At 29.4% G+C, this 25,359-nt stretch carries 21 protein-coding genes; 12 read left to right on the top strand and 9 right to left on the bottom strand.

Translation table 11 applies throughout. From position 1 onward, the window contains the following. Nucleotides 1-2: 2 nt before the first annotated feature. Together exbB and CBLAS_RS06015 are read right to left on the bottom strand one after the other, a co-directional pair. The gene (exbB, locus tag CBLAS_RS06020) at nt 3-443 is read right to left on the bottom strand and encodes a TonB-system energizer ExbB (RefSeq protein WP_241517605.1); all 441 of its coding nucleotides are present in this window, start codon (nt 441-443) and stop codon (nt 3-5) included. Then, a complete protein-coding gene (locus tag CBLAS_RS06015; RefSeq protein ID WP_157940029.1) occupies nt 437-3,184 on the bottom strand; it encodes a TonB-dependent receptor plug domain-containing protein in 2,748 nt (915 codons plus the stop codon). The genes exbB and CBLAS_RS06015 overlap by 7 nt, the downstream gene beginning before the upstream one ends. A gap of 271 nt (nt 3,185-3,455) precedes the next feature. Here CBLAS_RS06015 and groES point away from each other — a divergent pair, with 271 nt between their 5' ends. The 12 genes from groES to CBLAS_RS05955 all read left to right on the top strand — a co-directional run bounded on the left by groES (nt 3,456) and on the right by CBLAS_RS05955 (nt 20,432). After that, entirely contained in the window at nt 3,456-3,719 is a 264-nt protein-coding gene (gene groES, locus CBLAS_RS06010) for a co-chaperone GroES (protein ID WP_106871859.1), read from the top strand. 31 nt (nt 3,720-3,750) lie between these two features. Further along, the gene (groL, locus tag CBLAS_RS06005; RefSeq protein ID WP_106871857.1) at nt 3,751-5,388 is read left to right on the top strand and encodes a chaperonin GroEL; all 1,638 of its coding nucleotides are present in this window, start codon (nt 3,751-3,753) and stop codon (nt 5,386-5,388) included. Nucleotides 5,389-5,614: 226 nt separating this feature from the next. Then, nucleotides 5,615-7,585 carry a site-specific DNA-methyltransferase gene (locus tag CBLAS_RS06000; protein ID WP_106871855.1) on the top strand — a complete coding sequence of 657 codons (1,971 nt, stop codon included), beginning with the start codon at nt 5,615-5,617 and terminating at the stop codon, nt 7,583-7,585. A gap of 3 nt (nt 7,586-7,588) precedes the next feature. After that, nucleotides 7,589-10,459 (top strand): type III restriction-modification system endonuclease, encoded by a 2,871-nt coding sequence (locus CBLAS_RS05995; RefSeq protein ID WP_106871853.1) that lies wholly within the window; start codon nt 7,589-7,591, stop codon nt 10,457-10,459. A 98-nt stretch (nt 10,460-10,557) separates the two neighbouring features. Then, entirely contained in the window at nt 10,558-12,501 is a 1,944-nt protein-coding gene (locus CBLAS_RS05990; RefSeq protein WP_106871851.1) for a DUF4139 domain-containing protein, read from the top strand. A gap of 84 nt (nt 12,502-12,585) precedes the next feature. Beyond that, the gene (thiD, locus tag CBLAS_RS05985) at nt 12,586-13,371 is read left to right on the top strand and encodes a bifunctional hydroxymethylpyrimidine kinase/phosphomethylpyrimidine kinase (protein WP_106871849.1); all 786 of its coding nucleotides are present in this window, start codon (nt 12,586-12,588) and stop codon (nt 13,369-13,371) included. Nucleotides 13,372-13,475: 104 nt separating this feature from the next. Beyond that, nucleotides 13,476-14,543: a flavodoxin-dependent (E)-4-hydroxy-3-methylbut-2-enyl-diphosphate synthase gene (ispG, locus tag CBLAS_RS05980; RefSeq protein ID WP_106871847.1), complete on the top strand. Its 1,068-nt coding sequence runs from the start codon at nt 13,476-13,478 to the stop codon at nt 14,541-14,543. 4 nt (nt 14,544-14,547) lie between these two features. Continuing rightward, nucleotides 14,548-15,942: a replicative DNA helicase gene (locus tag CBLAS_RS05975; protein WP_420912997.1), complete on the top strand. Its 1,395-nt coding sequence runs from the start codon at nt 14,548-14,550 to the stop codon at nt 15,940-15,942. A 6-nt stretch (nt 15,943-15,948) separates the two neighbouring features. Next, nucleotides 15,949-17,640, top strand: a complete 1,692-nt coding sequence (locus CBLAS_RS05970) for a hypothetical protein (RefSeq protein ID WP_106871843.1) — start codon at nt 15,949-15,951, stop codon at nt 17,638-17,640. Nucleotides 17,641-17,680: 40 nt separating this feature from the next. Beyond that, complete coding sequence (locus CBLAS_RS05965) at nt 17,681-18,655, top strand: agmatine deiminase family protein (protein ID WP_106871841.1); 975 nt, start codon at nt 17,681-17,683, stop codon at nt 18,653-18,655. Continuing rightward, entirely contained in the window at nt 18,652-19,536 is an 885-nt protein-coding gene (locus CBLAS_RS05960; RefSeq protein WP_106871839.1) for a cation diffusion facilitator family transporter, read from the top strand. The genes CBLAS_RS05965 and CBLAS_RS05960 overlap by 4 nt, the downstream gene beginning before the upstream one ends. A gap of 11 nt (nt 19,537-19,547) precedes the next feature. Further along, nucleotides 19,548-20,432, top strand: coding sequence for a carbon-nitrogen hydrolase (locus CBLAS_RS05955; RefSeq protein WP_106871837.1), 885 nt, complete (start codon nt 19,548-19,550; stop codon nt 20,430-20,432). A 4-nt stretch (nt 20,433-20,436) separates the two neighbouring features. On the opposite strand, the gene CBLAS_RS05950 is transcribed toward CBLAS_RS05955, so the two are convergent. The 7 genes from CBLAS_RS05950 to CBLAS_RS05920 all read right to left on the bottom strand — a co-directional run bounded on the left by CBLAS_RS05950 (nt 20,437) and on the right by CBLAS_RS05920 (nt 25,252). Beyond that, nucleotides 20,437-21,069, bottom strand: coding sequence for a M48 family metallopeptidase (locus CBLAS_RS05950; protein WP_106871835.1), 633 nt, complete (start codon nt 21,067-21,069; stop codon nt 20,437-20,439). After that, nucleotides 21,070-21,876 carry a tryptophan-rich sensory protein gene (locus CBLAS_RS05945; protein WP_106871833.1) on the bottom strand — a complete coding sequence of 269 codons (807 nt, stop codon included), beginning with the start codon at nt 21,874-21,876 and terminating at the stop codon, nt 21,070-21,072. A gap of 76 nt (nt 21,877-21,952) precedes the next feature. Further along, complete coding sequence (locus CBLAS_RS05940; protein WP_106871831.1) at nt 21,953-23,278, bottom strand: MATE family efflux transporter; 1,326 nt, start codon at nt 23,276-23,278, stop codon at nt 21,953-21,955. Then, nucleotides 23,278-24,369 (bottom strand): DNA adenine methylase, encoded by a 1,092-nt coding sequence (locus tag CBLAS_RS05935; RefSeq protein WP_106871829.1) that lies wholly within the window; start codon nt 24,367-24,369, stop codon nt 23,278-23,280. The genes CBLAS_RS05940 and CBLAS_RS05935 overlap by 1 nt, the downstream gene beginning before the upstream one ends. A gap of 156 nt (nt 24,370-24,525) precedes the next feature. Beyond that, a complete protein-coding gene (locus tag CBLAS_RS05930) occupies nt 24,526-24,669 on the bottom strand; it encodes a Sel1 repeat protein (protein WP_338152845.1) in 144 nt (47 codons plus the stop codon). Between the two features lie 129 nt (nt 24,670-24,798). Beyond that, nucleotides 24,799-25,173 (bottom strand): tetratricopeptide repeat protein, encoded by a 375-nt coding sequence (locus CBLAS_RS05925; protein ID WP_106871825.1) that lies wholly within the window; start codon nt 25,171-25,173, stop codon nt 24,799-24,801. Next, nucleotides 25,127-25,252 carry an SEL1-like repeat protein gene (locus CBLAS_RS05920; protein WP_162296618.1) on the bottom strand — a complete coding sequence of 42 codons (126 nt, stop codon included), beginning with the start codon at nt 25,250-25,252 and terminating at the stop codon, nt 25,127-25,129. Before CBLAS_RS05920 ends, CBLAS_RS05925 begins: the two co-directional genes overlap by 47 nt. Between the last annotated feature and the right edge of the window lie 107 nt (nt 25,253-25,359).

Below are 25,359 nucleotides of genomic sequence, written 5' to 3'. Positions count from 1 at the left end.
TTTTACTTATCTTTGTGATTGCTTTGAAAAATATCTATTCGTTTGTTTGCAGCTCTTATAGCAAAATCATGAATAACAAGACTTGGTATTGCTACTAAAATACCAAGTGCAGTAGCTTTTAATGCTAGAGATAGTCCCGTCATTATCGAAGCTGTTTCAAAACTACCACTTTGCCCCATATTATAAAAAGTAATAATTATCCCTACAACAGTGCCTAAAAGTCCAACATAAGGGGCATTTGAACCTATAATGCCTATACAAGTTAAATTTCTACTTACATCTATTTTAAGTTTATGCAAATCATCATACTTTTCTTCTTTAAAGCGGATAAAAAATATCATCCGCTCAATGCCAAGTGTTATAACTATAAAACTCATACTTCCTAAAATTCCAAATATAATAATATCAATATATTCATTTAAAAATGGCATAAAGTCTACCATCTGTATCCTCCTTCAAAATAAAATGACCGTCCTGATTGATAAATTTTTACATTACTTATATCTTTTGAATACCTATCTATTTCACCAGATACAATTTTTTTGTTTAATACATTTAACACATCAAGATTTGCAAAAAATTCTGAATTTTTAGAAGTATTGTATACAAGTCCAAGCCTAATATCCCAGTTAAAACCTGTTCCAGAGATTTTTTTAGTTCTATAAGCAGTTACATAATGCCCATTGTAATTTTCTACGTTCTCATCTGTTGCAAGTTGTAATCTTTTTAAAGGTGCTTCAAGTCTAAAGGTATTTCCTACTGTTAAATCAAGTTTTGGTGATAAAAAATTTGGAAATTTGGAAATTGTGCTAAGTCTTAAAGACCATTTTCTATTAAAATCTTCAGCCGGAGCATCTTCTATATTTATAATTTTTCCATCTAATTTTAAATATTTGTATGATGGTTTTTGTGTTTTTCCTAATGAAGAATCGGTTTTATGAGTATTGCTTCCTTGAACAAAACTATTATATGCCAAAGAGTTTGACCTAGCATCTGTATAATTGAAAGCTAATTCAAATGCATGAGTGGAGTTTTGAATTTTATATGGAATTTTATTACTTAAAGTTACTGTATAGATATCTGTCTTGCTCTCGCCTTTATTTGTAAATACTCTTAAGTCTGATTTATTATACTTGTTTTTATCAAGTTTACTTATATCTATACCTTCTGTTATTACATCAGCATCAAAGATAAGATTTTTTCCTTTTCTATGGATATATTTTAAACCTAGATCAAGATTATAAAAAGATGTGTCAAAACCTATTGCAAGTTCATCATCATAAGGGGTTTTTAATTTTCTAAAAAATCTATCACTTTTTTTCAAAACTGATGTATCAATTTCCCACGATGGATCATCTGGATCATACAATATTCCTCCAAATCTTTTTCTTTTATATGAAGTTTTTAAGTCCTCTCTACCCTCTTTTAACATAAGTGCGAGTGGAGATCTGCCATAATATCTATTTAAACCTAAGGTTATTTTTGAATTGCTAAATTCATACGATGATACAAATCTTGGAGCAACATTTAGTTTATTTGTGTAACTATCTTTGTCAAATCTAACTCCTGGTCGTAAAGAAAGGTTGCCTAATTCAAGCTCATCTTGTAGCCAAAATGAATATTGTTTTATTTTAGCTTTTGTCTCGCCACTATAAGTATCTTTTTTCATATAAGCATAACCATCAAGTCTTGAAGGATCCCAATCATATAAAGACTCAACAGTGCATGCTTCATCATCAGGATGACATCTATCTAATCGCTCTTGCCTATCTTCTGGTCCATAGAAGCCATTTACAGTCTTTCCAGAATATACACTAGGAACGCTATAAACATTAAATGCTCTTTTTATTTTATAACTTGCATCTACTTTTTTTAGCTCAAGCCCCATGCTAAAGCTGTGGTCTAAACTCAAATCACCTATATCTAAAATTTTTGCTTTTTCAAAATCTAAACTTGCTTTATAAGAAAGAGTTTTTTGGGTTTGGTCTATATCGCCAAATCCACCAGAGTTGCCTCCTGTTTTAAATTTATTAAACCTGCTACCAGTTGACCATAATTTATAATATTCATGCTCAGCATCTCTTGATGAATTAAGGTTTGAAAAGCCAATAACTTGATTGAGTTTTCCAAACCCAAGGTCATAATCTAAATCAATTGAGCTTATTAATCCACCAGAGTTGTAGGTTTGTTTGGAATTTTTTGCAGCTGGATTATGATATGCTCCACTGCTTGGTGCATATATAAAGCTAGGAGTAATAGTTAGATTATCTGTTGCAAAGTATCTAGCCTTTAAGAAAAAATTATCATTTTTTCTAGTTTGATTTTTTGTCTCTTGTCCATATTTTTCAGCATAATTTTCACTATAAGCTAATAGTGGAATGGTGCTTCTAGAGCGTGAGTAATTAAATAAAATCCCTAAATTTTCAGCTACATAACCTTCTAATTCTACAATATTTCTTATTTTTTTAAACTTTGGTTGCTGTAAGCTATTATGTGAATTTTCAAAATCATTTTTTTCTTTTTCATCTACAAAGATTTTAGTATATTTATCGCTTGTATAACCAGAACTTATTTTACCATGAAAACCATTTCGTGGATTTCTTGTTTTTGTTTCTACTACCCCCCCCTGAAAACTACCATATTTAGCACTCACAGAGCTATCATAAACATTTAATGTTTCTATTAAATCTGGATCAAGATTAATGCCTTGTGAAATAGAGCCAATATCTGGTAGTGCTGTTTGTGACATACCAATTGAACTCATACTTCCCATCTCTTGTGAGACTCTTAAACTACTTGATGGATTTAAATCATTATTTATACTCATACCATCTATGATAAAGTTGTTTTGATAAGATCTTGCACCATTAATACTTATATCTTGAGAATCTAGCTCACCTTGATTTTTAGAAGAAACTTGTGTGTTTGCAAAAGTTACATTTGGATTTATTTTCAAAATGTCAGTAAGTCCTCTTCTTGGTCCAGCAATAGAACTTATGGTATTTTTTGATATAGATGATGAACCTTTGTATTTGTCTTTTGTTGTTATGGGTTTTGATGGTAAATTTGCAGAGATATTTAGATCTTTAAGCTCGATATCCTTTGCCAAACCTGCGGTGGAGATATAGCAAAAAGACGAGCTTAATGCTAATAGACTAAAACTAAATGTATTTTTTTTATACAATTTTATTCCTTTTTTTAAAATAATAATGATAATTATAATAAGAATTATTTTAAAAGATTATTAAATATAATATAAATAATAACCTTAAATTTATAGATTGTTTTAAATATATTAATCATAATTAAATATATTTTTAAACAATACATTTAGCCTAATAGACTAAATGTTTATGATAAATTTAGCTACAAGTATTGACAAAAATTAAAAAATTGCCTATAATTTCATCACTTAAAAACATTGAGTGCTAAAAATTTAATAAAAAGGATGTAAAATGAATTTTCAACCATTAGGAAAGCGCATTTTAGTAAAACGCGAAGAGGAAACAAAAACAACAGCAACAGGTATTATAATACCTGATAATGCTTCAAAAGAGAAGCCATCAGTTGGTGAAGTAGTAGCTGTTTCAAAAGAGAGTGAAGGCATAAATGTTGGAGATACTGTTGTATTTTCTAAATATGCAGGTAGCGAAGTAAATTTAGATGGAGAAAAATATCTTGTTCTAAATTTAGAAGACACTCTTGGCATAATAAAATAGGTATAATAAAATAAATTAAAAAGGAAATAAAATGGCAAAAGATATAATTTTTTCAGATGAAGCAAGAAACGGACTATATGCAGGCGTTAAAAAACTTAACGATGCAGTTAAGGTTACAATGGGGCCAAGAGGTAGAAATGTTTTAATTCAAAAAAGCTTTGGTGCTCCATCTATCACAAAAGACGGTGTTAGTGTTGCAAAAGAAATTGAGTTAAAAGATACTATTGAAAATATGGGAGCAGGCTTAGTTAAAGAGGTTGCTAGTAAGACAAATGATGAAGCAGGGGATGGAACTACAACAGCTACAATTTTGGCTCACGCTATATTTAAAGAGGGTCTTAGAAACATAACAGCAGGTGCTAATCCAATAGAAGTAAAAAGAGGTATGGATAAAGCAGTTTCTGCTATAATTGAAGCTTTAAAAGATATCTCAACTCCTGTTAAGGGTAAAAAAGAGATAACTCAAGTTGCTACAATATCTGCAAACTCAGACTCAGCTATCGGTGAGCTTATAGCTGATGCTATGGAAAAAGTTGGTAAAGATGGTGTTATAACTGTTGAAGAGGCAAAATCAATCGATGACGAACTAAATGTTGTTGAGGGTATGCAATTTGATAGAGGTTACTTAAGCCCGTATTTTGTAACAAATGCTGAAAAGATGACAGTTGAGTTAAGCAGCCCTTATATTTTACTATTTGATAAAAAAATAGCAAATTTAAAAGACTTACTTCCAGTTTTAGAACAAATTCAAAAAACAGGAAAACCACTTTTGATAATTGCTGAAGATATTGAAGGCGAAGCACTTGCAACTTTAGTTGTAAATAAACTTCGTGGTGTATTAAACATCTCAGCCGTAAAAGCTCCTGGTTTTGGTGATAGAAGAAAAGCAATGCTTGAAGATATTGCTATTTTAACAGGTGGTAATGTAATTAGTGAAGAGATGGGAAGAACATTAGAGAGTGCTACACTTGAGGATTTAGGTGAGGCAGAAAGTGTTGTGATTGATAAAGACAATACTACTATCGTAAATGGTAAAGGTGAAAAATCTGCAATTGAAGGTAGAGTTGCTCAAATAAAATCTCAAATAGAAGAAACTACAAGTGATTATGACAAAGAAAAACTTCAAGAAAGACTTGCAAAACTAAGTGGCGGTGTTGCAGTTATAAAAGTAGGAGCTGCAAGTGAAACAGAGATGAAAGAGAAAAAAGATAGAGTTGATGACGCACTAAGTGCTACAAAAGCTGCTGTTGAAGAAGGTATCGTAATTGGCGGTGGAGCTGCTTTAATTTGTGCTGGCAAAAAGGTTAAGTTAGAGTTAAGCGGTGATGAAGCAATCGGTGCTGCTATCGTTGAGAGAGCTTTATACGCTCCAACAAGACAAATCGCTGAAAATGCCGGATTTGATGCTGGTGTTGTTGCAAATGAGATTAAAAATAGTAAAGATGATAACAAAGGTTTTGATGCTTCAACTGGCGAATATGTTGATATGTTTGAAGCAGGTATCATTGACCCTGTAAAAGTTACAAGAGTTGCACTGCAAAATGCAGTTAGCGTTTCAAGTCTACTTTTAACAACTGAAGCTACAGTTAGCGATATAAAAGAGGACAAACCTGCTATGCCTGATATGAGTGGTATGGGAGGAATGGGCGGTATGGGTGGAATGATGTAATCCACTTTTTAGCCCCTTTTTGGGGCTAAGCCCTACTTATTTTATACCTACATAATTTTACATTTTTATAAATTAGATTTTTAATTATTTTTACACTAACAAATTTTAATAAACATTATCAGTCAATTTATATAATTTAAATTTCAAATCTTATTAGTATTTTAAAATAAACATTGTATAATCAAATTTATCATTTTTGGCAAAACTATGTTATAAAGGAACAAATTTGGATAAACATCAAAATACAACTAACAATATAAAACCACATGATGAAAAAATTGATATATTAAAAAAACACTTTGGCAACTGTTTTACTAAAGATGGAAAAATAAATTTTGAAAAGCTAAAACAAGAACTAGCTCCAAATGAGATGAACTTTTACAAAGAGAGTTATAGTTTAGAGTGGTTAGGTAAATCATATGCTAGAATTTTAGCTAGCGATGAAGCAACTACACTTTTAAAAGAAGATAAAAGCTTTAACCAAAAAGAAGAGAATAAAAATTCACAAAATTTGCTTATAAAAGGGGACAATTTAGAGGTGCTTAAACACCTATCTAATGCCTACTATGAAAAAATCAAAATGATATATATAGACCCACCTTACAATACAGGAGGCGATGGTTTTGTATATGAAGATGATAGAAAATTTACGGTAAGTGATTTGGTTGCTTTGGCAGGAATTAGCAAAGATAAAGCTAAACAGATACTCGAGTTTACCAAAAGTAAAAGTAATAGCCATAGTGCATGGCTTACTTTTATGTATCCAAGGCTCTATATAGCTAAGACTTTACTAAGAGATGATGGGGTTATTTTTGTAAGCATTGATGATAATGAAGTAGCACAACTTAGACTAATTATGGATGAAATTTTTGGCGAAGAGAATTTTGTATCAACCATTAATATATATTCAAATCCAAGAGGTAGACAATCTAGTAAAAATATTGCCGAAACTCATGAATATATATTGGTATATTCAAAAACACAAAAAATTCAATTAAAAGGAGAAAATCTTACAAAAGATCAAATAAATGAATATAACAAACAAGATGAAAATGGTTTTTATAGGGAAATTGGCTTAAGACTAAGAGGAGGTAGGGCTACAGCTGAAGAAAGTCCAAGTTTACATTTTCCTATTTTTGTAGATCCAACAGATAATAGCATACATTTGGACAATAAAGAAAAATTTATAAAAATTATTCCAAAATTTTCAAATGGTATTTTAGGTACATGGAGATGGTCAAAAGATAAAATTATCAAAGATAAAAAATTATTAATTGCAAGAAAAGTTAAGAGAGAAGGAAAGCTTGAATATGATATTTTTGAAAAAAATTATTTATTTAAAAATAAAACAAGAAAAATTAAAAGCACATGGATGGAAAAAGAAATAAACTATGATAGGGCATCTAATGAACAAAAAGATATTTTAGGAAATAAATTTTTTGATTACGCTAAACCTCTTTTTTTATTAAAAAAAATTACCCAAATTTCTACTGCTAATAATGATATTATCCTAGATTTCTTTGCAGGTTCAGCGACTACAGGTCATGCTATTATGCAACTAAATGCGCAGGATGGTGGAGATAGAAAATTTATACTAGTTCAATTACCTGAAAAGATAGATGAGAAAAAGAGTAAAGTAGCATATGAATTTGTAAAAAATGAGTTAAAAGTTAAAGAACCAACTATCTTTGAAATTACAAAAGAAAGATTAATCCGTGCTGCAAAAAAGATAAAAGATGAAAACAAAGATAAAGATTTAAGCGAGCAAGACTTTGGCTTTAGAATTTTTGAGACTATGCCTATTTGGGAAGATTATAGATTTGATGAAAAAGAGTTAAGTTCTAATATGGCACTGTTTGATGAAAAAGAGTTAAATGAGGAAGACCTTAATGCTTTACTTATAACTTGGAAAACTTATGATGGATCACCTCTTACAAAAAATCTTATAACTTATGATTTAGATGGTTATAGTGGATATTATGTTGACTCAAAACTATATTTAATGCATAGAGGTTTTAAAACTAAAAATTTAAAAGCCCTTCTTGAAAAGATAGACAATGATAAGGATTTTAACCCAACAACTATCATAGCCTTTGGATATAATTTTGAAAGTAAGAGCCTGCTTGAAATTTCAGAAAATATAAAGTCTTATGCTAATAAAAAAAGCATAGACATTGACTTCATAACAAGGTATTAAGTTATGAAAGGATTTAATTTTGAGAAAAACTTGCCTCATCAAACACAAGCTGTAAATAATACCATTGCAGTTTTTGAAAACCTTGAGATAAATAAACCAGAACAGATAAATAAAAATTGTGTTAATCCTATTTTAGATAAAAACATTAATTTTCAGTATTTTAATAATATCCGAAATATTCAAGAACTTAATGGAATTGAACCATTTAGGGATAACAATAGTAATATTATTGATATTATGATGGAAACAGGAACAGGGAAAACTTATACTTATACAAAAACTATTTTTGAACTTAATCGCTATTTTGGAATTTTTAAATTCATAGTTGTAGTTCCAACACTTTCTATCAAAGCAGGGACGATTGATTTTTTAAAATCAGATAGTCAAAGAGAGCATTTTAAAGAACAATATGGAAAAAGTATAGAATTACACATCGTAGAGAGTCAAAAAACAAGCAAGAACAAAAAGTTAAATATGCCAACAGCAGTAAGCAGTTTTGTAACGGCAGAAAATTTTGGCAACAAAACAATTCAAGTAATGATAATAAATGCTGGTATGGTAAACTCAGATACAATGCAAAAGAGATTTGATAGAATGCTTTTTGATAATTATAATACCCCATTTGGTGGCATTGCGTCAGTAAATCCTTTTGTAATAATAGACGAGCCTCATAAATTTTCTAAAGATAATAAAACATGGAAAAATATAGAAAAGATGAAACCTCAATTCATTTTAAGATATGGTGCTACTTTTGAAAAGTATGAAAATTTGATTTATACATTATCAGCGGTTGACTCTTTTAATCGTAACTTAGTAAAAGGGGTTATCGGCCATATAGCTGAATTTGAAGATGGTAAAAATGCTATTGTTAAGCTTGTAAACACAGATGGCAAAGAGGCAACTTTTGAATTAACCGAAGGAAACAAAAAAAGTAGTGTCAAAATTGCAAAAAAAGAGAGTCTACAAAAAGTTCATTCCAAGATGAGTGGATTGCTTGTTGAAAATTTAAATAAAAGTAAAGTTTTACTATCTAATGGGCTACAGATGAGTAAGGGAGATAAGATAAACCCATACTCTTATGCACAAACCTTGCAAGAAGTTATGATAAAAAAAGCAATAAGAAATCATTTTAAAATTGAAAAAGAATTTTTAACAAGAGATGTTAAAATAAAACCATTAACACTTTTTTTTATTGATAATATCGAAGAATATAGAGGAGAAAATGGTTATATAAAAAAACTACTTGAAGAGGAGATAAAAGCTCAAGTAGAAAATTTACTTAAAACTGAAACTAACTCTTTTTATAAAAGTTATTTAGAAAAAACATTAAGTGATATATCAAAAACACACGGAGGATATTTTTCTAAAGATAATACTGAAAAAGATGAAGCTATAGAACAAGAGGTTATTGAAATACTTCACGATAAGCAGTTAATGTTAAATCTTAATAATACAAGGCGTTTTATCTTTTCAAAATGGACTTTAAGAGAGGGTTGGGATAACCCTAATGTTTTTCAAATATGTAAATTAAGAAGTAGTGGGAGTGAAATTTCAAAACTTCAAGAGGTTGGACGTGGTTTGCGTTTGCCTGTAAATGAGTATGGTAACCGAGTAAAAGACGAACAATTTTATCTAAATTATTTTGTAGATTTTACAGAGAGTGATTTTGTAGAGAGTTTAGTAAATGAAATCAATGAAAAATCAGGTGCAATTTCTATAGAAAAAGAGCCTGAAAAATTTACATGCGACATCATCAAGAAAATTTGTGAAATTTATAAGACAGATGAAGAGAGTTTGCTTGAAATGCTTGATGAAAAAAATCTCATTACCCGTTCTAACAATTTTAAAAATGGTGGTTGGGAGTATATCAAAAAAAATTATCCTTTAATTTTTGATGGAATTGGTTCAAACAAAATTCGCAAAACTACGGATACTAAAAAGAAAATTGCTATAAGGACACAAAAGTATCAAGACTTAAAAGAACTTTGGGAAAAGCTTAATGAAAAAGTTATTTTAGAGTATAAATTTAAAAATGAGGACGAGTTTAAAACTCTTTTGGTTAAATTTTTTAATTCTGAAAAAGAGATGTTTTTAATAAAAGGCATTAAAGAGAAAAAATCAAAAATTTTATTTAAAGATAAAAAAGCAATTATAGATGATGAAATTTCTGTTTTAGATAGTGATATTACACCTATTTCTACTATGAAATATAGTGATTTTGTTTTGGAACTTTCAAAAGCCTTAAATGTGAATTTAAAGACTATTAATTTATCTATTTTGGAATCTAAAATTAAGATTAATCAATTTTTAAATACATCTACGATTAGGATAATCAAGCAAAAATTTAATGATTATTTGTTATTTAATGCTTTTAATAAATATGAAATTTCTTATCAAAAAGTTTCAAACAGTATTCATCCAACTAAACTTACAGACAAAAATGGTAAAGTATTAGAAGAAATTTTAGCAACAGATGTTGGTGTTATGTTTGATGATGAAGATGTGGCTAAAAACTATCTTTTTGAAGAACTTTATTATGATTCTGAATTAGAAAAGCAAAACATACAAGAAAATATTAAAGAGGTAGTAGTTTTTACAAAAATACCTAAAAACTCAATTAAAATTCCTATCGTGGGAGGCAAGAGTTATTCACCTGATTTTGCCTATGTTTTAACTTTTGAAAATGGCAAAAAGCAACTTAATTTTATAGTAGAGACTAAAAATGTATTGGATGAAGATGCTTTAAGAAAAGAAGAGATACAAAAAATCAAACATGCTGAAGTGTTTTTTAATGGTGATATAAAGATTAAATTTAGAACACAATTTTCAAATGATAAAATAAATGAACTAATTAAGGAGATAATTAAAAGCTAATATTGTAAAGCAGATATTTAAATTTAATCTTTCATATATTAAATCTTTAGATTTGTAATTATGTTATACTTGCAAGATAGAAAATCAAAGGATTTAACATGAGGATATTTACTTCTATATTATCTTTAATAACAGTTTCAAGCATGGTATTTGCAGATAAGATAGAGAATGCAGTGGATTTAAATCAAGCACTAAATTTAAAAAATGTAACACTTTATAAATCTGGTATGAGTTACTATGAGTATCAAGGTATTTTAGATAAAGATATATCTTTAAAAATGAGTTTTAGCAAAGCTCAAATAAGTGATATCTTAAAATCAATTACCATAATAGATCCAAAAGCAAAAGATATATCTTTTAGATTTGATAGTGGGCTAGATAGATTTGCAAATAGCAGTAATTTTGGAGTAGATCCTAAGGTAGCTTTAACTCTGAGTGATTTTTTAGCAGAGAAAAAAGGTTTTATGTTAGAAGTTAAGGCAGATTCAATCATAAGAGGTAGAATTTTAGCTGTTGAAAATAGTGGATTTAACTCAGTTAAAAACCCAAGTGATACCATATCGCTTTTTAACAATGGCAAGATAACTACAATAAAATTTGATGATATAGTAAGTTTTAAATTCCTAAATGAAGATATAAACAAAGAATTAGAATCTATTCTTGCTCTTATGGAGAGTGAAGGCGTTTCATCGCAGAGAAATCTATATCTAAATATAAAATCTAACGAAAAAAGAGATGTAAAACTTGCATATGTTATGAAAGCACCAATTTATAAAATTTCATATCGTGCTTTTTTAGAAGATGATAGTGCTATTTTTCAAGCATGGGCATTTATAAATAACCCAAATAGCTTTGATTGGCAAGATGTTGAGATTAGCCTTATGAGTTCAAAGCCTTTTTCTTTTACTCAAGATTTTTATACTCCAACATATAATCTTGAAGAAGAAATTAGGTTAATAGAAAAAAAAGATAGTATTCCTAGAAGATTCCAAATGGCAGAGTCTAGGATGTTATCTACAAGCTCACAAAACAAAAATTTATCGACTAATCCAAATTTATTTAAAAGCAATACAAAAGAGTCAAATAGCGACCAATTTTCTTTTTTGATACCAAATAAAGTTACCATTTTAAAATACCAAAGTTTAGCAGTTCCGCTTATAAGCACAAATTTGCCAATGGATAAATTCTCACTACTTTCAAACATAAATCCATATGGAGAAAAAAGCAATGCCATTTTAACAGTTGAGCTAGAAAATAACTCAAGCTTAAAACTTCCTAGTGGACTTGTTGCTATGTATGATGATGGTAGCTATATAGGAGATGCTAAGATGAAATATCTTGCCATAAACGACAAAGCTAGTTTGAAATTTGGAGAAGATGAGGATGTGGTCGCTTCAAGAAATGACAAACAAACAGAAAATATAGTATCAATTAGCATTAATAATGGTTTAGCTAAACAGGTTGTAAGAAGAGTTTTAAACTCTACCTATATAGTTAAAAACAAAGATAATAAAAATAAACAAATAGTGCTAGAACACCCTAAAAAAGCAGATGAAAAAGTTGAATCTAGCATAAAGCCACTTGAAGAAAAAACAAATTATAATAGATATAAATTTACTTTAGCACCAAAAGAGGAGCGCAAAATAAATATAAGCACATTTAGGACTATATCTAGCTCATACGAATTAGTTAAACTAGATGAAAATAGGCTTAAGTATTACATTTCAAACGGCGAAATTCCTGATAAGATTAAAATGGTTTTTGAAGAGATACTTGGAAAAGGAGAACTTTTAAGACAAAGGCGCAAAGGCTTAAAAGATATAAAAGAAAAGCAAGATTTTATTATAAAGTCTCAAGAAAGAGCAAGGGAAAATTTAAAAGCTATAGGAAATGATAATGAAAACTCAAAGAAATTTTTAGATCAAATTTTAAAATATGAAAAAGATATAAACGAAGCAAATAAAGAGATCCAAAAAACAAAATATGATATAGAAATTTTAGAAAAAGAGTTAAAAGAATTTATAGATAAGATAAAAATTTAGATATATTTAATAGATTAGTACTCTTAAATATTAAGCTTTTTAGTAGTATAATCTAAAGTTAAATTAAATAAAAGGATAGGTAATATGAAAAATGCTCTAAGTATAGCAGGCGTGGATCCAAGTGGTGGAGCTGGTATTATAGCTGATTTAAAGGTTTTTATAGCTCATAAAGTTTATGCAATGGGTGTAGTTACTGCAACTACTGCACAAAACACAAAAGGGCTTTATGGTATGCAACTTATTGACACAAAACTTATTAAAGATGGAATTAATGCAATTTTTGATGATATAAAAGTTGATGTTATAAAAATAGGGGTTGTTCCAAGCGTTGAGATTATAAAAACAGTTGCAGATACTTTAAAAGCTCAAAAATACCTACCACCAGTTGTTTTAGATCCTGTTATGAGTTGTAAAAATGGTGATATTTGGCTTGAAGGCGAGTCTAAAAATGCAATAGTTAAAGAACTTTTTCCATTAGCTAAAGTTATAACACCAAATAGATTTGAGGCAACTGAAATTTTAGGATTTGAGATTAAAACAAAAGAAGATGCTAAAAAAGCTTGTATAGAACTTCTAAAATACGGTCCAAAGAGTGTATTTTTAAAAGCAGGCGAGATTGATGGTGCTTCTGTTGATGTTTTTTATGATGGCGAGGAAGTTCTCTTTTTAGAAACTAAAAGGCTTAATACTGACAGCACTCATGGTTCGGGTTGTTCACTCTCAAGTGCAATAGCTTCAAATTTAGCAAATGGTGATGATTTAAAAACAGCAGTTAAAAAGGCAGAAGAATATATATTTAACGCTATAAAAAATGCTTTTAAAGTTGGTTCAGGTTGTAATCCTGTAAACCATTTTTATAACTTTTATTAAAATAGATACTCTAGATTAATTTTAATTATATTAGTCTAGAGACCCAAATTACACTAAATTAAACTACTTTTTTGTATAATTATTAAAAATACCAAAGGAAAATAATGCATAGGTATAAAACTAAAAAACTATTTGTTGGAGATGTTGGGGTTGGTGGAGATGCTCCAATTTCAGTGCAATCTATGACATTTTCAAAAACAAAAAATGTAAAAGAGACATTGGAACAGATAAATAGAGTATATTTTGCAGGTGGAGACTTGGTTCGTTGTGCGGTTTTAGATGTTGAAGACGCGGCTGCTTTAAAAGAGATTAAAAAAGAGAGTCCAATTCCAATCATAGCTGATATACATTTTAACTATAAACATGCTTTAAGAGTTGCTCCTTTTGTTGACGCAATTAGAATAAATCCAGGAAATATAGGTGGAAAAGATAGGATAAAAGCAGTTGTTGAGGCTTGTAAAGATAGAAATTTACCTATTAGAATTGGTGTAAATACAGGAAGTTTGGAAAAAGAATTTGAAGAAAAATATGGTAGAACCGTAAAAGCCATGCTAGCTTCTGCTGAGTATAATTATAAGCTTTTAGAGGATTTTGATTTTACAGATATTGCAATCTCATTAAAAAGTAGTGATGTTGCAACAACTATGCAAGCTTACAGAGAACTTCGTCCAATGTGCGAGTATCCTTTTCATTTAGGAGTTACTGAGGCTGGAACTGTTTTTCATGCTACTGTAAAAAGCTCTATTGCACTTGGCGGACTTTTGCTTGAAGGTATTGGCGATACAATGAGGGTTAGTATAACAGGAGAACTTGAAGAAGAAATTAAGGTTGCAAAGGCAATTTTACAAGATAGTGGAGTTCAAAAGAGTGGATTAAATATCATATCTTGTCCAACATGTGGTAGACTTCAAAGCAATTTAGTAAAAGCTGTAAAACTTGTAGAAGAGCGAACCAGACATATAACAGCTCCTTTAAATGTTTCTGTTATGGGGTGTGTTGTAAATGCAATAGGCGAAGCAAAGGGTGCTGATGTGGCTATTGCATTTGGAAAAGAGCAAGGCCTTGTTATGAGAAAGGGTGAAGTTGTGGCAAAATTAAAAGAGAGTGAATTAGTTGAAAGATTTTTAAAAGAACTTGATGAGGAGGTTGCAGAGTATGAGCGAAACAAATAACACAATACCTTCAAATTTATATGATCTTGATATGGAAAGATCAATTTTAAGCTCTATATTTTATAGTGAAGATAGTTTTTCTGAAATTTACGGACTTATAGACGCAAATGATTTTTATTTGAAGGCACATAGTGATGTTTTTAAAGCTATGCTTGAGTGCGTTAATAGTGATGAACCGATTGATTTTACCTTTGTAAAAAAAAGACTTGGCAAAAACTATAATGAACCTGTATTTAATGAGATAATAGCCACAAATTCACTAATAGACATAGAAAAGTATGCAAATGAGCTAAAAGAAAAAAGTATAAGAAGATCACTTATAAGCATAGCGCATAAAATTCCAAGTAAAGTAAATGAATTTCAGCCAGCTAAAGATATGGTTGATGATATTAGCTCTAAACTTTATGCCTTAGTTGATGGTAAAAAAGGCGGAGTAGTTAAAAAAAGTGATGAAGTTATTCATGAGCTTATGCTTGAGATGAAAAAGCAAAAAGAAGCGGTAGATAAAGACTTAGTTGGGCTTGATACAGGCTTTAGATATCTAAATGAGCATACAAAAGGCTTTAAAGAGGGAGAGCTTATAATAGTTGCAGCTCGTCCTGGTATGGGAAAAACTGCTTTTGTTTTAAATGCTATTCAAAGAACTTTAAACGTAGGAAAAGGAGTTGTATTTTTCTCTTTAGAAATGCCAGCAAGCCATCTTATGATGCGTATTTTAAGTGCAAATACTTCAATTCCTTTATCAAACATACTTACAGCAAAAATGGATGATGATGAGTTTACTAGATTTGGTGATGCTTGCGAAGATATGATGAACAAAAAACTATTTTTTTATGATAGTAACTATGTAAATATACATCAAATTAGAACACATCTTAGAAAATTAAAAGCTAAACACGAAGAGATAAATTTATGTGTTATTGACTATATTGGGCTTATGATGAGTAGTAGTAGTTTTAGTGAAAGACATCTTCAAATAGCTGAAATTTCTCGCGGATTAAAGCTTTTAGCAAGGGAGCTTAATATGCCTATAATTGCTCTTTCACAGCTTAATCGTGGCTTAGAAGCAAGGTCAAACAAAAGACCAATGTTAAGTGATCTAAGAGAGAGTGGGGCGATAGAGCAAGATGCCGATATTATTTTGTTTGTTTATAGGGGTGATGTTTATGCCGCACAAGAAGAGGATGAAAGAAGAGAAAGATGGATAAATGAAGGAAAAGATCCAGCTTCTTATGTTCCAAAATTTACACCACATGCAAGCGAAGAAAAAGCTGAGATTATAGTAGGTAAAAACAGAAACGGCTCACTAGGAAGTGTTGAGGTAGTGTTTCAAAAACAATTTACTAGATTCGTGGATCATAGTTTTGAGCCTGTTGAAGAGTCAACTTTTAACGGTTAAATATTGATGTTAAAAAGTGTATTTAGTATTTTTATAGTAGTATTTTTAGCTTTATTTTTTATATTTATACAAGATTTTTATTGCTTTAATATTATTTTATTTTTTATACTTTTTACACTTGTAATTTTTCTTGAAATTTTTTCATATAAATATGGCTATAGAATTGTTTTTAATAGTGCATTTTTTGCAAATTCAAGTATATTTAAAAGGCTATTTTCAGGTAAACTTACAATTAGTTTTATATCCGTTTTTATATCTTTATTTTATGCTGGATATTTGATATTTGGACTACTTTTTTTAACCAAAATTGATTTTCTTTTTATATTTTTAGCCTTGCCATCTATATTTTTACTAACTAAATTTACTATTTTAAGATACTTCAAAAAAGAGTTTAAGCATATAGATATAACATCAAAAAAATGGATTATTATTTTATCATCTTTTATCTCTTGTGCTATGTATGCAATTTTATTTTTTAATGATTTTGATGTAGAAATTATAGATAATAATTTTTTTGAATATTTAAGGATATCTGAACCTGTTTCAAATTTCAAATGTGATATTTTAAATGAGGCTTATGCTTACTCTTTTTATGCAAATAACTCTGCTTTATGGTTTAAAAATGCTTTTTTGCAAGATTATAAATTCATTGCAATTTTTCTTTTGTTTATGAATAAATTCATATTTTTTATAGCTTTAAATCATCTAATATCTTTTATTTTAAGTAGTGATGAAAGCAAAAATGGATTTGGGTATTTTTTAAATACGATAGCTGTTTTGGCTTATGTCGTTTTTGTTTTTCTTGGAGCTAGCTATCTTAGCTATGATGAGGTCTATGAGCCTAAGAAAAAAGAAACACAAGTTGAAAAAGTATTTAAAATAATCATAAACAATGGTATGAAATTTGATATAAATGCTTCAAGTTTAGATGTTTTAAAAAATGATATCAACATAACAAAATCTAAAAATTTAGACAATGCAAAAGCTGTTACAGATAAGTATATAGATGATATTTATGAAGTAGGTGCTAAAAATTTATCTAAAAAACTTGCCGATTTTAGATATTCGCCTTTTGTTGATTATATGGTTCTTTGGCATAGTGCAGTTGGAAAAGGTGCAAATGAGTATGTTTATGATAAATTTAAAAAATTTGTAGATGAGAGTTTTGATAAAAATTTTATAAATAATTTAGAAAATTTAGTAAAAATAGGCATAGGGAAATTTGAAAAAGATTTATATAAAGATGTTGATAGAAATATTCCTAATACTGCAGTTGTTGCTTTTGACACTAATTTTACAAATATCGATAGTAGAAATTTAAATAGGGTAAAAATAAGTGGGTTTAGCGTAGCAGGGTTAGGTGTTGGGTTGGTCGGTAAGACACTTTTAAAAACAGCTAGCAAGACAGCAGCAAAAACAGGAGCAAAGATAGCAACTTCAAGCGGTGCTGGTGGAAGTGGTTTAGTTTGTGGAGCAGGGGCTTTTGTCTGTGTTCCTGCTTTTGCAGTGGCTACTTGGTTTGGGTTTGATTATGCTTTTGCAAAGGGCGATGAGTTTATAAACAGAGATGAATATGAAAAAAGTATTTATGAAGAGATCATGCAAAATAAAGATGAGTTTAAAAGCTCCATAAATTTAGAGTTAGAAAAAACATATAATGAAATTTTAGAAAACTTCTATATCTTGCAAGAGAGATAATTTGTTTGATATAATTGAAAATTATAAGACAGGGGATAAGATGAGAACATTTGGAGAGTGGGAAAAACAAGAGCTTATATTTTTAGCACTTCCACATAAAAATAGCGATTGGGCTGAGTATTTAGATGAAATTTTAGATTACTATGTAAATTTAGTTAAAATCATAGCAAAATATCAAAAAGTAGTTTTAATCTCACCAAATAAAAAAGATTTTGAAAAATACTTTAAAGATGTTAAAAATGTAGAATTTTATGAGATAGATACAAATGATACTTGGATAAGAGATTATGGTGCTATTGATGTTTTAAAGGGCGATAAGATAGTTGCTAATGATTTTAAATTTAATGCTTGGGGTGGTAAATTTCAGAGCCAAAAAGACAACGAAGTTAATGACAAACTTTTTAAAAATTTTAGTGGAAAAGTTGTAAAACATAACCTAGTTTTAGAGGGTGGAAGTATTGACTTTAACGGAAATGGCATTATGCTTACTACCCAAAAATGCCTTTTAAATGAAAATAGAACAAATGGATTAACAAAAGATGATTTTAATAAAATATTCAAAGATATTTTTGGTATAAAAGATGTAATTTGGCTTAAAAATGGCTTTATAAAAGGCGATGACACAGATAACCATGTAGACACATTAGCTAGATTTATAGATGAGCAAACAATAGCATATAGTAGTTGTGAAGATAAAGAAGATGAACACTATAACGAGCTTAAAAAGATGGAAAATGAGCTAAAACAAACTAAGTTTAATCTCATATCTTTACCTATTCCAAAGCCTATATTTTATGATGATGTAAGACTTCCTGCTACATATGCAAATTTTGTTTTTGTAAACGGGGCATTGATAGTACCTACATATGGTGATAAAAATGATGAAATTGTCTTAGATAGACTTAAAAAAGCATTGCCAAATCATGATGTAGTTGGAGTTGATTCAAGAGTTTTAATACGCCAAAATGGCTCAATTCACTGCTCAACTCAAAATAGATTTTTTGGAAAAAGATGATGGATATAAAAAACAAAGCCCCATTTGTAGCAGGTTTAACTGCTGTTATGCTTGCTATTGTCAAGCTAATTATAGGGTTGTTTAGTGGTTCGGTTTCTGTTATAGCCTCAGCAATTGACTCTATACTCGATGCCATAGTTTCCGCTGCAAACTATATAGTGGTTTCAAAATCAGATCAAGAGCCAGATGGTAAATTTAACTACGGATATGCAAAACTTGAAGCTATTATGTCCTTTTTAGAAGGATTTTTTATAGCTGGGATTGGAAGTTTTATAGTATATTCAGGTGCTATGAAAATTATAAACCCACAAGGTCCTATTAAGCTAAATATAGCCTTATATGTTATGATTTTTTCATTTATAGTTACAGGTTTTCTCATAGTATATCTTACAAAAATTTATAAAAAAACAAACTCACTCATTATAAAAACTGACATTTTACACTATAAGAGCGATTTTTTCTCAAACTTAGCAATTATAGCAGGACTTGTTGTAGTGTATTTTACAGGTTGGCACATAGTTGATAGTATATTTGGTATAGCAATAGGGCTTTATATAATGTATGGAGCTTTGGGACTTATAAAAGAGAGCGGATATATACTAATTGATGGTGCAGTTGATGAAGATATAGTTTTAGATATAAAAGAGTTTATAAATTCCAATAGTAAAATACGAGATTTTCACGATTTTAAAACTAGAAAATGTGTAAATAAATGTTATCTTAGTATTCATCTAGTTTTTGATAGAGATATTTTACTATTTGATGCACATGAGATTGGAGATAGTGTTGAAAAATATATAACTGAAAAATATAACCAATACGAATGGGATATAAATTTACATTTTGATCCATATGATGATTCAAAGATAGAAAATATATAAAAAGGGAAAAAATGAGTAGAGTATTAAAGCTAGGGCTTGTTTCACACACATATAAAGGCAGTAAAGAAGATACTATAAAAGCGACCGTTAAAGGCATTGAAAAAGTAGCAAAAGATGGGGCTAGTTTAGTTGTGCTTCAAGAACTTCATCAAAGTGAGTATTTTTGCCAAAGCGAAGATGTGTCTAAATTTGACTATGCAAATTCATATGAAGAAGACATTAAATTTTGGGCAAATGTAGCAAAGGAAAATAAAATAGTTTTAGTAACTTCGCTATTTGAAAAGCGAACAGCTGGACTTTATCACAATACCGCAGTTGTTTTTGATAGTGATGGAAGCATAGCTGGAAAATATAGAAAAATGCACATTCCTGACGATCCAAACTTTTATGAGAAGTTTTATTTTACCCCTGGGGATTTAGGCTATAAAGCTATTGATACAAGTGTTGGAAAGCTTGGTGTTTTGGTGTGCTGGGATCAGTGGTATCCTGAAGCTGCAAGATTAATGGCATTAAATGGGGCTGAAATTTTGATATATCCTACTGCAATTGGCTGGTTTGATGGTGACGAAAGTGATGAAAAATCTCGCCAACTAGAATCATGGGTTGCAGTTCAAAGAGGCCATAGCGTGGCAAATGGTTTGCCTGTGGTGGCTGTAAATAGAGTTGGGTTTGAAAAAGATGAAAGTGGTGTTAGTGATGGGATAAGGTTTTGGGGAAATAGCTTTGTCTTTGGACCACAAGGAGAGCAAATGTTTCGCTCAGATGAAACAGAAGAACTTACTAAAATTGTTGAAATTGATTTAGATAGATGTGAAAATATTCGTAGATGGTGGCCATTTTTACGAGATAGAAGGATAGATAGTTATAGTAATTTAACAAAAAGATTTATAGATTAAAAGGCTAGTATTTTAGCTTTTTTTCTCTATCTTTATAATCAGGCATTATCTTTTTTATAAAATCATAAAAACTTTTTTGGTGATGAGGGTAGATTAGATGAGTTAATTCGTGAAGAACTACATACTCTATAATATCAGGGCTTTTTTCTATAAGCTTTAGAGCCAAATTTATATAGCCCTTTTTTGAGTTACAACTTCCCCATCTTGTTTTCATATCTCTTACAACGACTCTATTTACATCTTTTTTAACTAAGGGCTTATAAATTTCTATAAATTTCATGAATTCTTTTTTTGCAAATTCTTTTTTAAATTTCATAAAAATTTCCAAATTTGGAGCTAATATAGTGTCATTAGCAACCTCTACTCTTTTGAAATTTTCATCAAATTTTAGAGTATAAATCACACCTTTTAAATATGTTTTGTCTTTTGGCAGTGCTCTGTTTTTATTCTTCGTTATAGTTTTTTGTATCCAAGTTTCGTTTTTTTTAATGAAATTTAAAGCTTGATAGTCAGGAAATCTAAGCGGTAAAGATAGATAAATGTTTGATTCTTTATCTACTTTAAGCCTTGCATATTTCATCTTTTTATATTTTATGTTTATCTCATAATCTTCAAATTTTAAAATATTTGGTAGCATTTAGACCCTATAATGCTTTTTTGGAAGTATTGATTTTTTATTTTTTTGAAAAATATATATCATACTAATGATTAAAATTATAATGGCGGTAAAAATTGTAAATTTTATAGATGAGCCCATATCAGTTTTTATTTTTCCTGCACTATATGATAAATATATTCCAACAAATGTCCAAATTATACCAAATGAAAACAGAGCATTTTTATAATAAAACATATAAAACACAGCAAAACCAGTAGTTGATAAAATTACTACAATAGTCCAAATTGGGATAGGTATACCACCAAGGCCTCCCCAATTTTGTTGAGCAGCAAATATCGTTGCAGTTATGATAGTTAGCATAAGTATCCAAGAGGCGTAAATAGTAAAAACTGCTAAAGAAAAAAAATTAAGAGCAGATCTTTTTTTGTAAATTTCATCTAAAATAAACATAAGCATAGTTAGTAACCCAGCTATCATTAAAAGGGCTATCCAAAATCTCTCAAATATAAATGAGATTATCCATGCTATATTAAACAAAGAGCTTATTATAAATAGTATCGAAATAGGTTTAATTAGTGTTTTTTTATATGAATTATATTGATTTTTATACAAATAGACTAATGTCAACAAAAGCAGTATATATATAGGTATCCAAATGCTAAATGTAAAATTTATAGGAGTTATGAGGGTAGGGTATTTGTTTATAATACCTTGAAATTCTATATTGTTTAAAAAACCTACATAAGCAAAAATATTAAATAATATAACTAAAGCATAAAATACAAAGTTTAAAAATACTAGATTTTTAAGGTTTTTTTGATGCATTAAATCTCCTTTTTATCATGAAGTATACCTAGTTTTGATATGAAGTCATAATATTTTACCCAAAATATTTTACTAGCTAAACTAGCTTTTTCCCTATCCATTTTCTACTTATCCATCTAAACATATTAATTAAACCTCTTATTGTTTCATCTATTACAAAAGCTATCCAAATACCTATTATCCCATATCCTAAAGTGATTCCTAACAAATATCCAAGCGGTATTGAAATTAACCACATTGAAGCCGCACCTGTAACAAACGGAAATTTAACATCCCCACTTGCTTTTAAAGCATTTACCATAACGATATTTAAAGTTCTACTAAACTCAAGAAAGAAAGATACATAAAAAAGTGGTCTCATTAGAGTTTTCATATTTTCAGTTAAGTTCATTAGATTCATCAAAAAATCTTGACAAACAAAAACCCCACCGACAAATAAAAATGTTGATATAAACCCTATTTTAGCAGTTTTAAAAGTGTGATTATAGGCTTGTTCATTTTCACTTGCTCCAACAAATCTAGCTACTATAACTTGATTAGAAAGACCTAACGCTATAGCAGCAAAAAAGATAAAAGATGAAAATTGAAAGTATATTGTTTGAACTGCTAAGCTGTCTTCACCCATACTAGCAACAAAGCTAAAAGCTACTAAGTATTGCAAACTCCAAAGTAAATTTTCACCAGCGCTAGGTAGTCCAACTTTTAATATCTTCTTTGCGATATAGATTTTAGCATTTACAAATAGCTTAAATATTATAGGTATCTTCATAATTTTTATCAATATTATAAAGTAAAACGCAACACCTATAATTTTACCCGCTATAGTTGATATACCAACCCCCATAAGTCCGTAGTAAGGCAGTCCAAAAGGCTCAAATAAAGATAAGATGTTTCCTATGATTATAACTACATTCATAAGCAAAGACGCCATTAATGCATAGTTTGCAAAACCATAAACCCTAGCTACGGTAGCTAGTATTATAGCTACACCATCTATAAAGAAAATTATACTAATAATCCTAAGATAGACATAGCTTTCATCTGAAATTTCAGTTGGAATTTGCATTAAATTTAAAATATTTCTAGCAAAAATAAATACGATAATCCCACAAATCAAACCAATTAAAAAATTAAGAGATATGCTTATATGAATAGCCCTTATAGCGAGTTTGTTGTTTTTAGCACCAAGTGCTTGAGATATTACAACAGAGCAACCAACCCCTAAAAGATTAAAAACATTTAAAAAAAGTATAAAAACTTGATGTCCAGCAGCCAAAGCCCCAACTAAACGAGGGTCAACTAAACTTATCATATATGTGTTTATGACAAGGGTTGCTAAGTTTAAAAGCATAGTAAGATAAATCGGAATAAAAAGCCTTGTTAATGTTATATTTTTATCCATTAAGTTCTCTTTTTTAGTATATAAAGTTGTTCATTTACATGGGTATTTCTAGACTTTAAATTTCTACTTCCTCTAAAAGTATTGTATCTTTTTTCTATTATATGTGCTTCACCAAATTTTGATAAATCATTCAAAAATTCATCTTTTTTTACAAACCCTTCGCAATTATAAGAGATTAGTACTATTTTGGATTTTACACTATTTACTATCTCTAAAAGCGCCTCTTTTGCACTTTTTCTTTGGTTAAAAACGCTTCTATTCCAGTCTTTAGCAATGCCAGAAACTTTTGAAATTTTTTCAGGTCTTTTATATGAAGCTATTAAATTTAACATAAAGTAGTTTGAGCCATAAGGGTGCTGATTATATGGAGGGTCTATATAACAAACATCAGTATCTATATCTTTTGAAAGGACATTCGCATCTTCTTGCAAAACCTCAAATTCGCACTTAAATTTGCTAAATACAGGCAAAGCTAGCTCTATCTCACCCATTATCCTACTAAGTGCATTTCTTCCCTCCCCGCCAAACTGACCAACGCCATTTTTGTTTTTATAAAAACCTTTAAATATACCGCTTGTATTTGCATGAACACTTGCTTCGTAAAGTAGTGGGGCTATAAAGTATTGTTTTAGTTCTTTAGGGCAGTACTCATCTATGTTTTGTCTTATGGTGTCAATTATTTTAGCATTTTTATTTGTATAAAAAACCCTATCATTCTCTTTTATATTATTGTCATCTTTTGGTGCATAAAGTTCATTTATAAAGCCATCTTTTAAAACTTCTATATTGTTTACTAACTTATAGATGTTTTTAAGTTCTTTAGTTAAATTTGAGCTTTTGTTGCTTAGATAACATTCGTTGATTATCTTTGAATACAACTCCAAATCATTTGTTATTATGTAGTTAGAATGTGCTTTAGCATATCTAGAAACTACACCCGAGCCAGAAAAAAGATCACAAAAGCTAAATTTATCTTTTTTAAGCTCGCTTTTCGCATACATAAACCCCTCATCTATAAACCCAAGTAAAGATCTTTTGTTTCCTAGATATGTGATAATTTGCTCTTTTAAATACTCTTTTTTTTCTTTCAAATTTTATCCATAATTTTTATTTTAATTATAACAAACTGATAATTAAATATAGGATAAGCACAGTGAAAATTCATTTATGATACAAAGTGACACAAAAGCCATTAACTAAAAATTTAGTTGCACTAGGTCTAGGCTCTACAAATTTTCACTTCTATCTTAGTATCCGCTTTGATTTAGTACTTTATAGCTTTGACAACCTTTTCTCTCTCTTAGCTCACAAGCCTTACCAAAAAACTCTTTTGCTTTTGTTAGGTTTTGCTCCACTATATTAGAGTCTGTATATAGCATGCCTAAGTCCAAGCAAGACTGACTTACATTTAAGTCACAAGCTTTTTCAAAATATTTTAGTGAATCTTTTTTAACTAAACTGTTTTCGTTATTTATAAGATAATTACCTAGAAGCAGACATGAGCTAGAGTTTGATTTGTCTCAAGCAAAATTTAAGAGTTTAGTTGTGTTGTTATCATCTTTGATACCTAGATAATTTGTTTGGTAAATTTTGGCTAAGATATTGCAATTTTCTAAAACAGCTTTTTTGCAACTATTTTCTAAAATTTCTATACCCTTTTTAATCTCTTGTTTGATACCCCTTCCATCTATATATAGAAAAGCTAAATTTGCACAACCTATACTATCTATATATTTACCTTTTTTGTTTTTAGTGCAAGTAAGCTTATACATATCAAATGCCAAAAACTCATCTTCTTTTACACCTTCGCCATTTTCACTCATAACTCCAACATTGAAACAACTCTCTTTAAAGCCTAGCTTTGCAAGCTTTGTTGAAAAGAACAAAAGCAGCATTTAAATCTTTGTTTATAATAGAGCCATTATAAAAAGCAACAGCAAGACCATGACAAGAAGAAGCGTTGTTTTTTGACAACTCTCATCTATGATTTTTATATAATCTTCGCAGGTTTCAATTTTAGTTATTTTGGAGCTATCTTTTGCGTATGCTATCTAAAAAGCAACCACAGATAATAAAATCAA

This window comes from Campylobacter blaseri (assembly GCF_013201895.1).
Taxonomy (GTDB): Bacteria; Campylobacterota; Campylobacteria; order Campylobacterales; family Campylobacteraceae; genus Campylobacter_B; species Campylobacter_B blaseri.
Note: the sequence above shows the minus strand (reverse complement) of the source record. Positions and strands in the feature narration are given on the sequence as shown.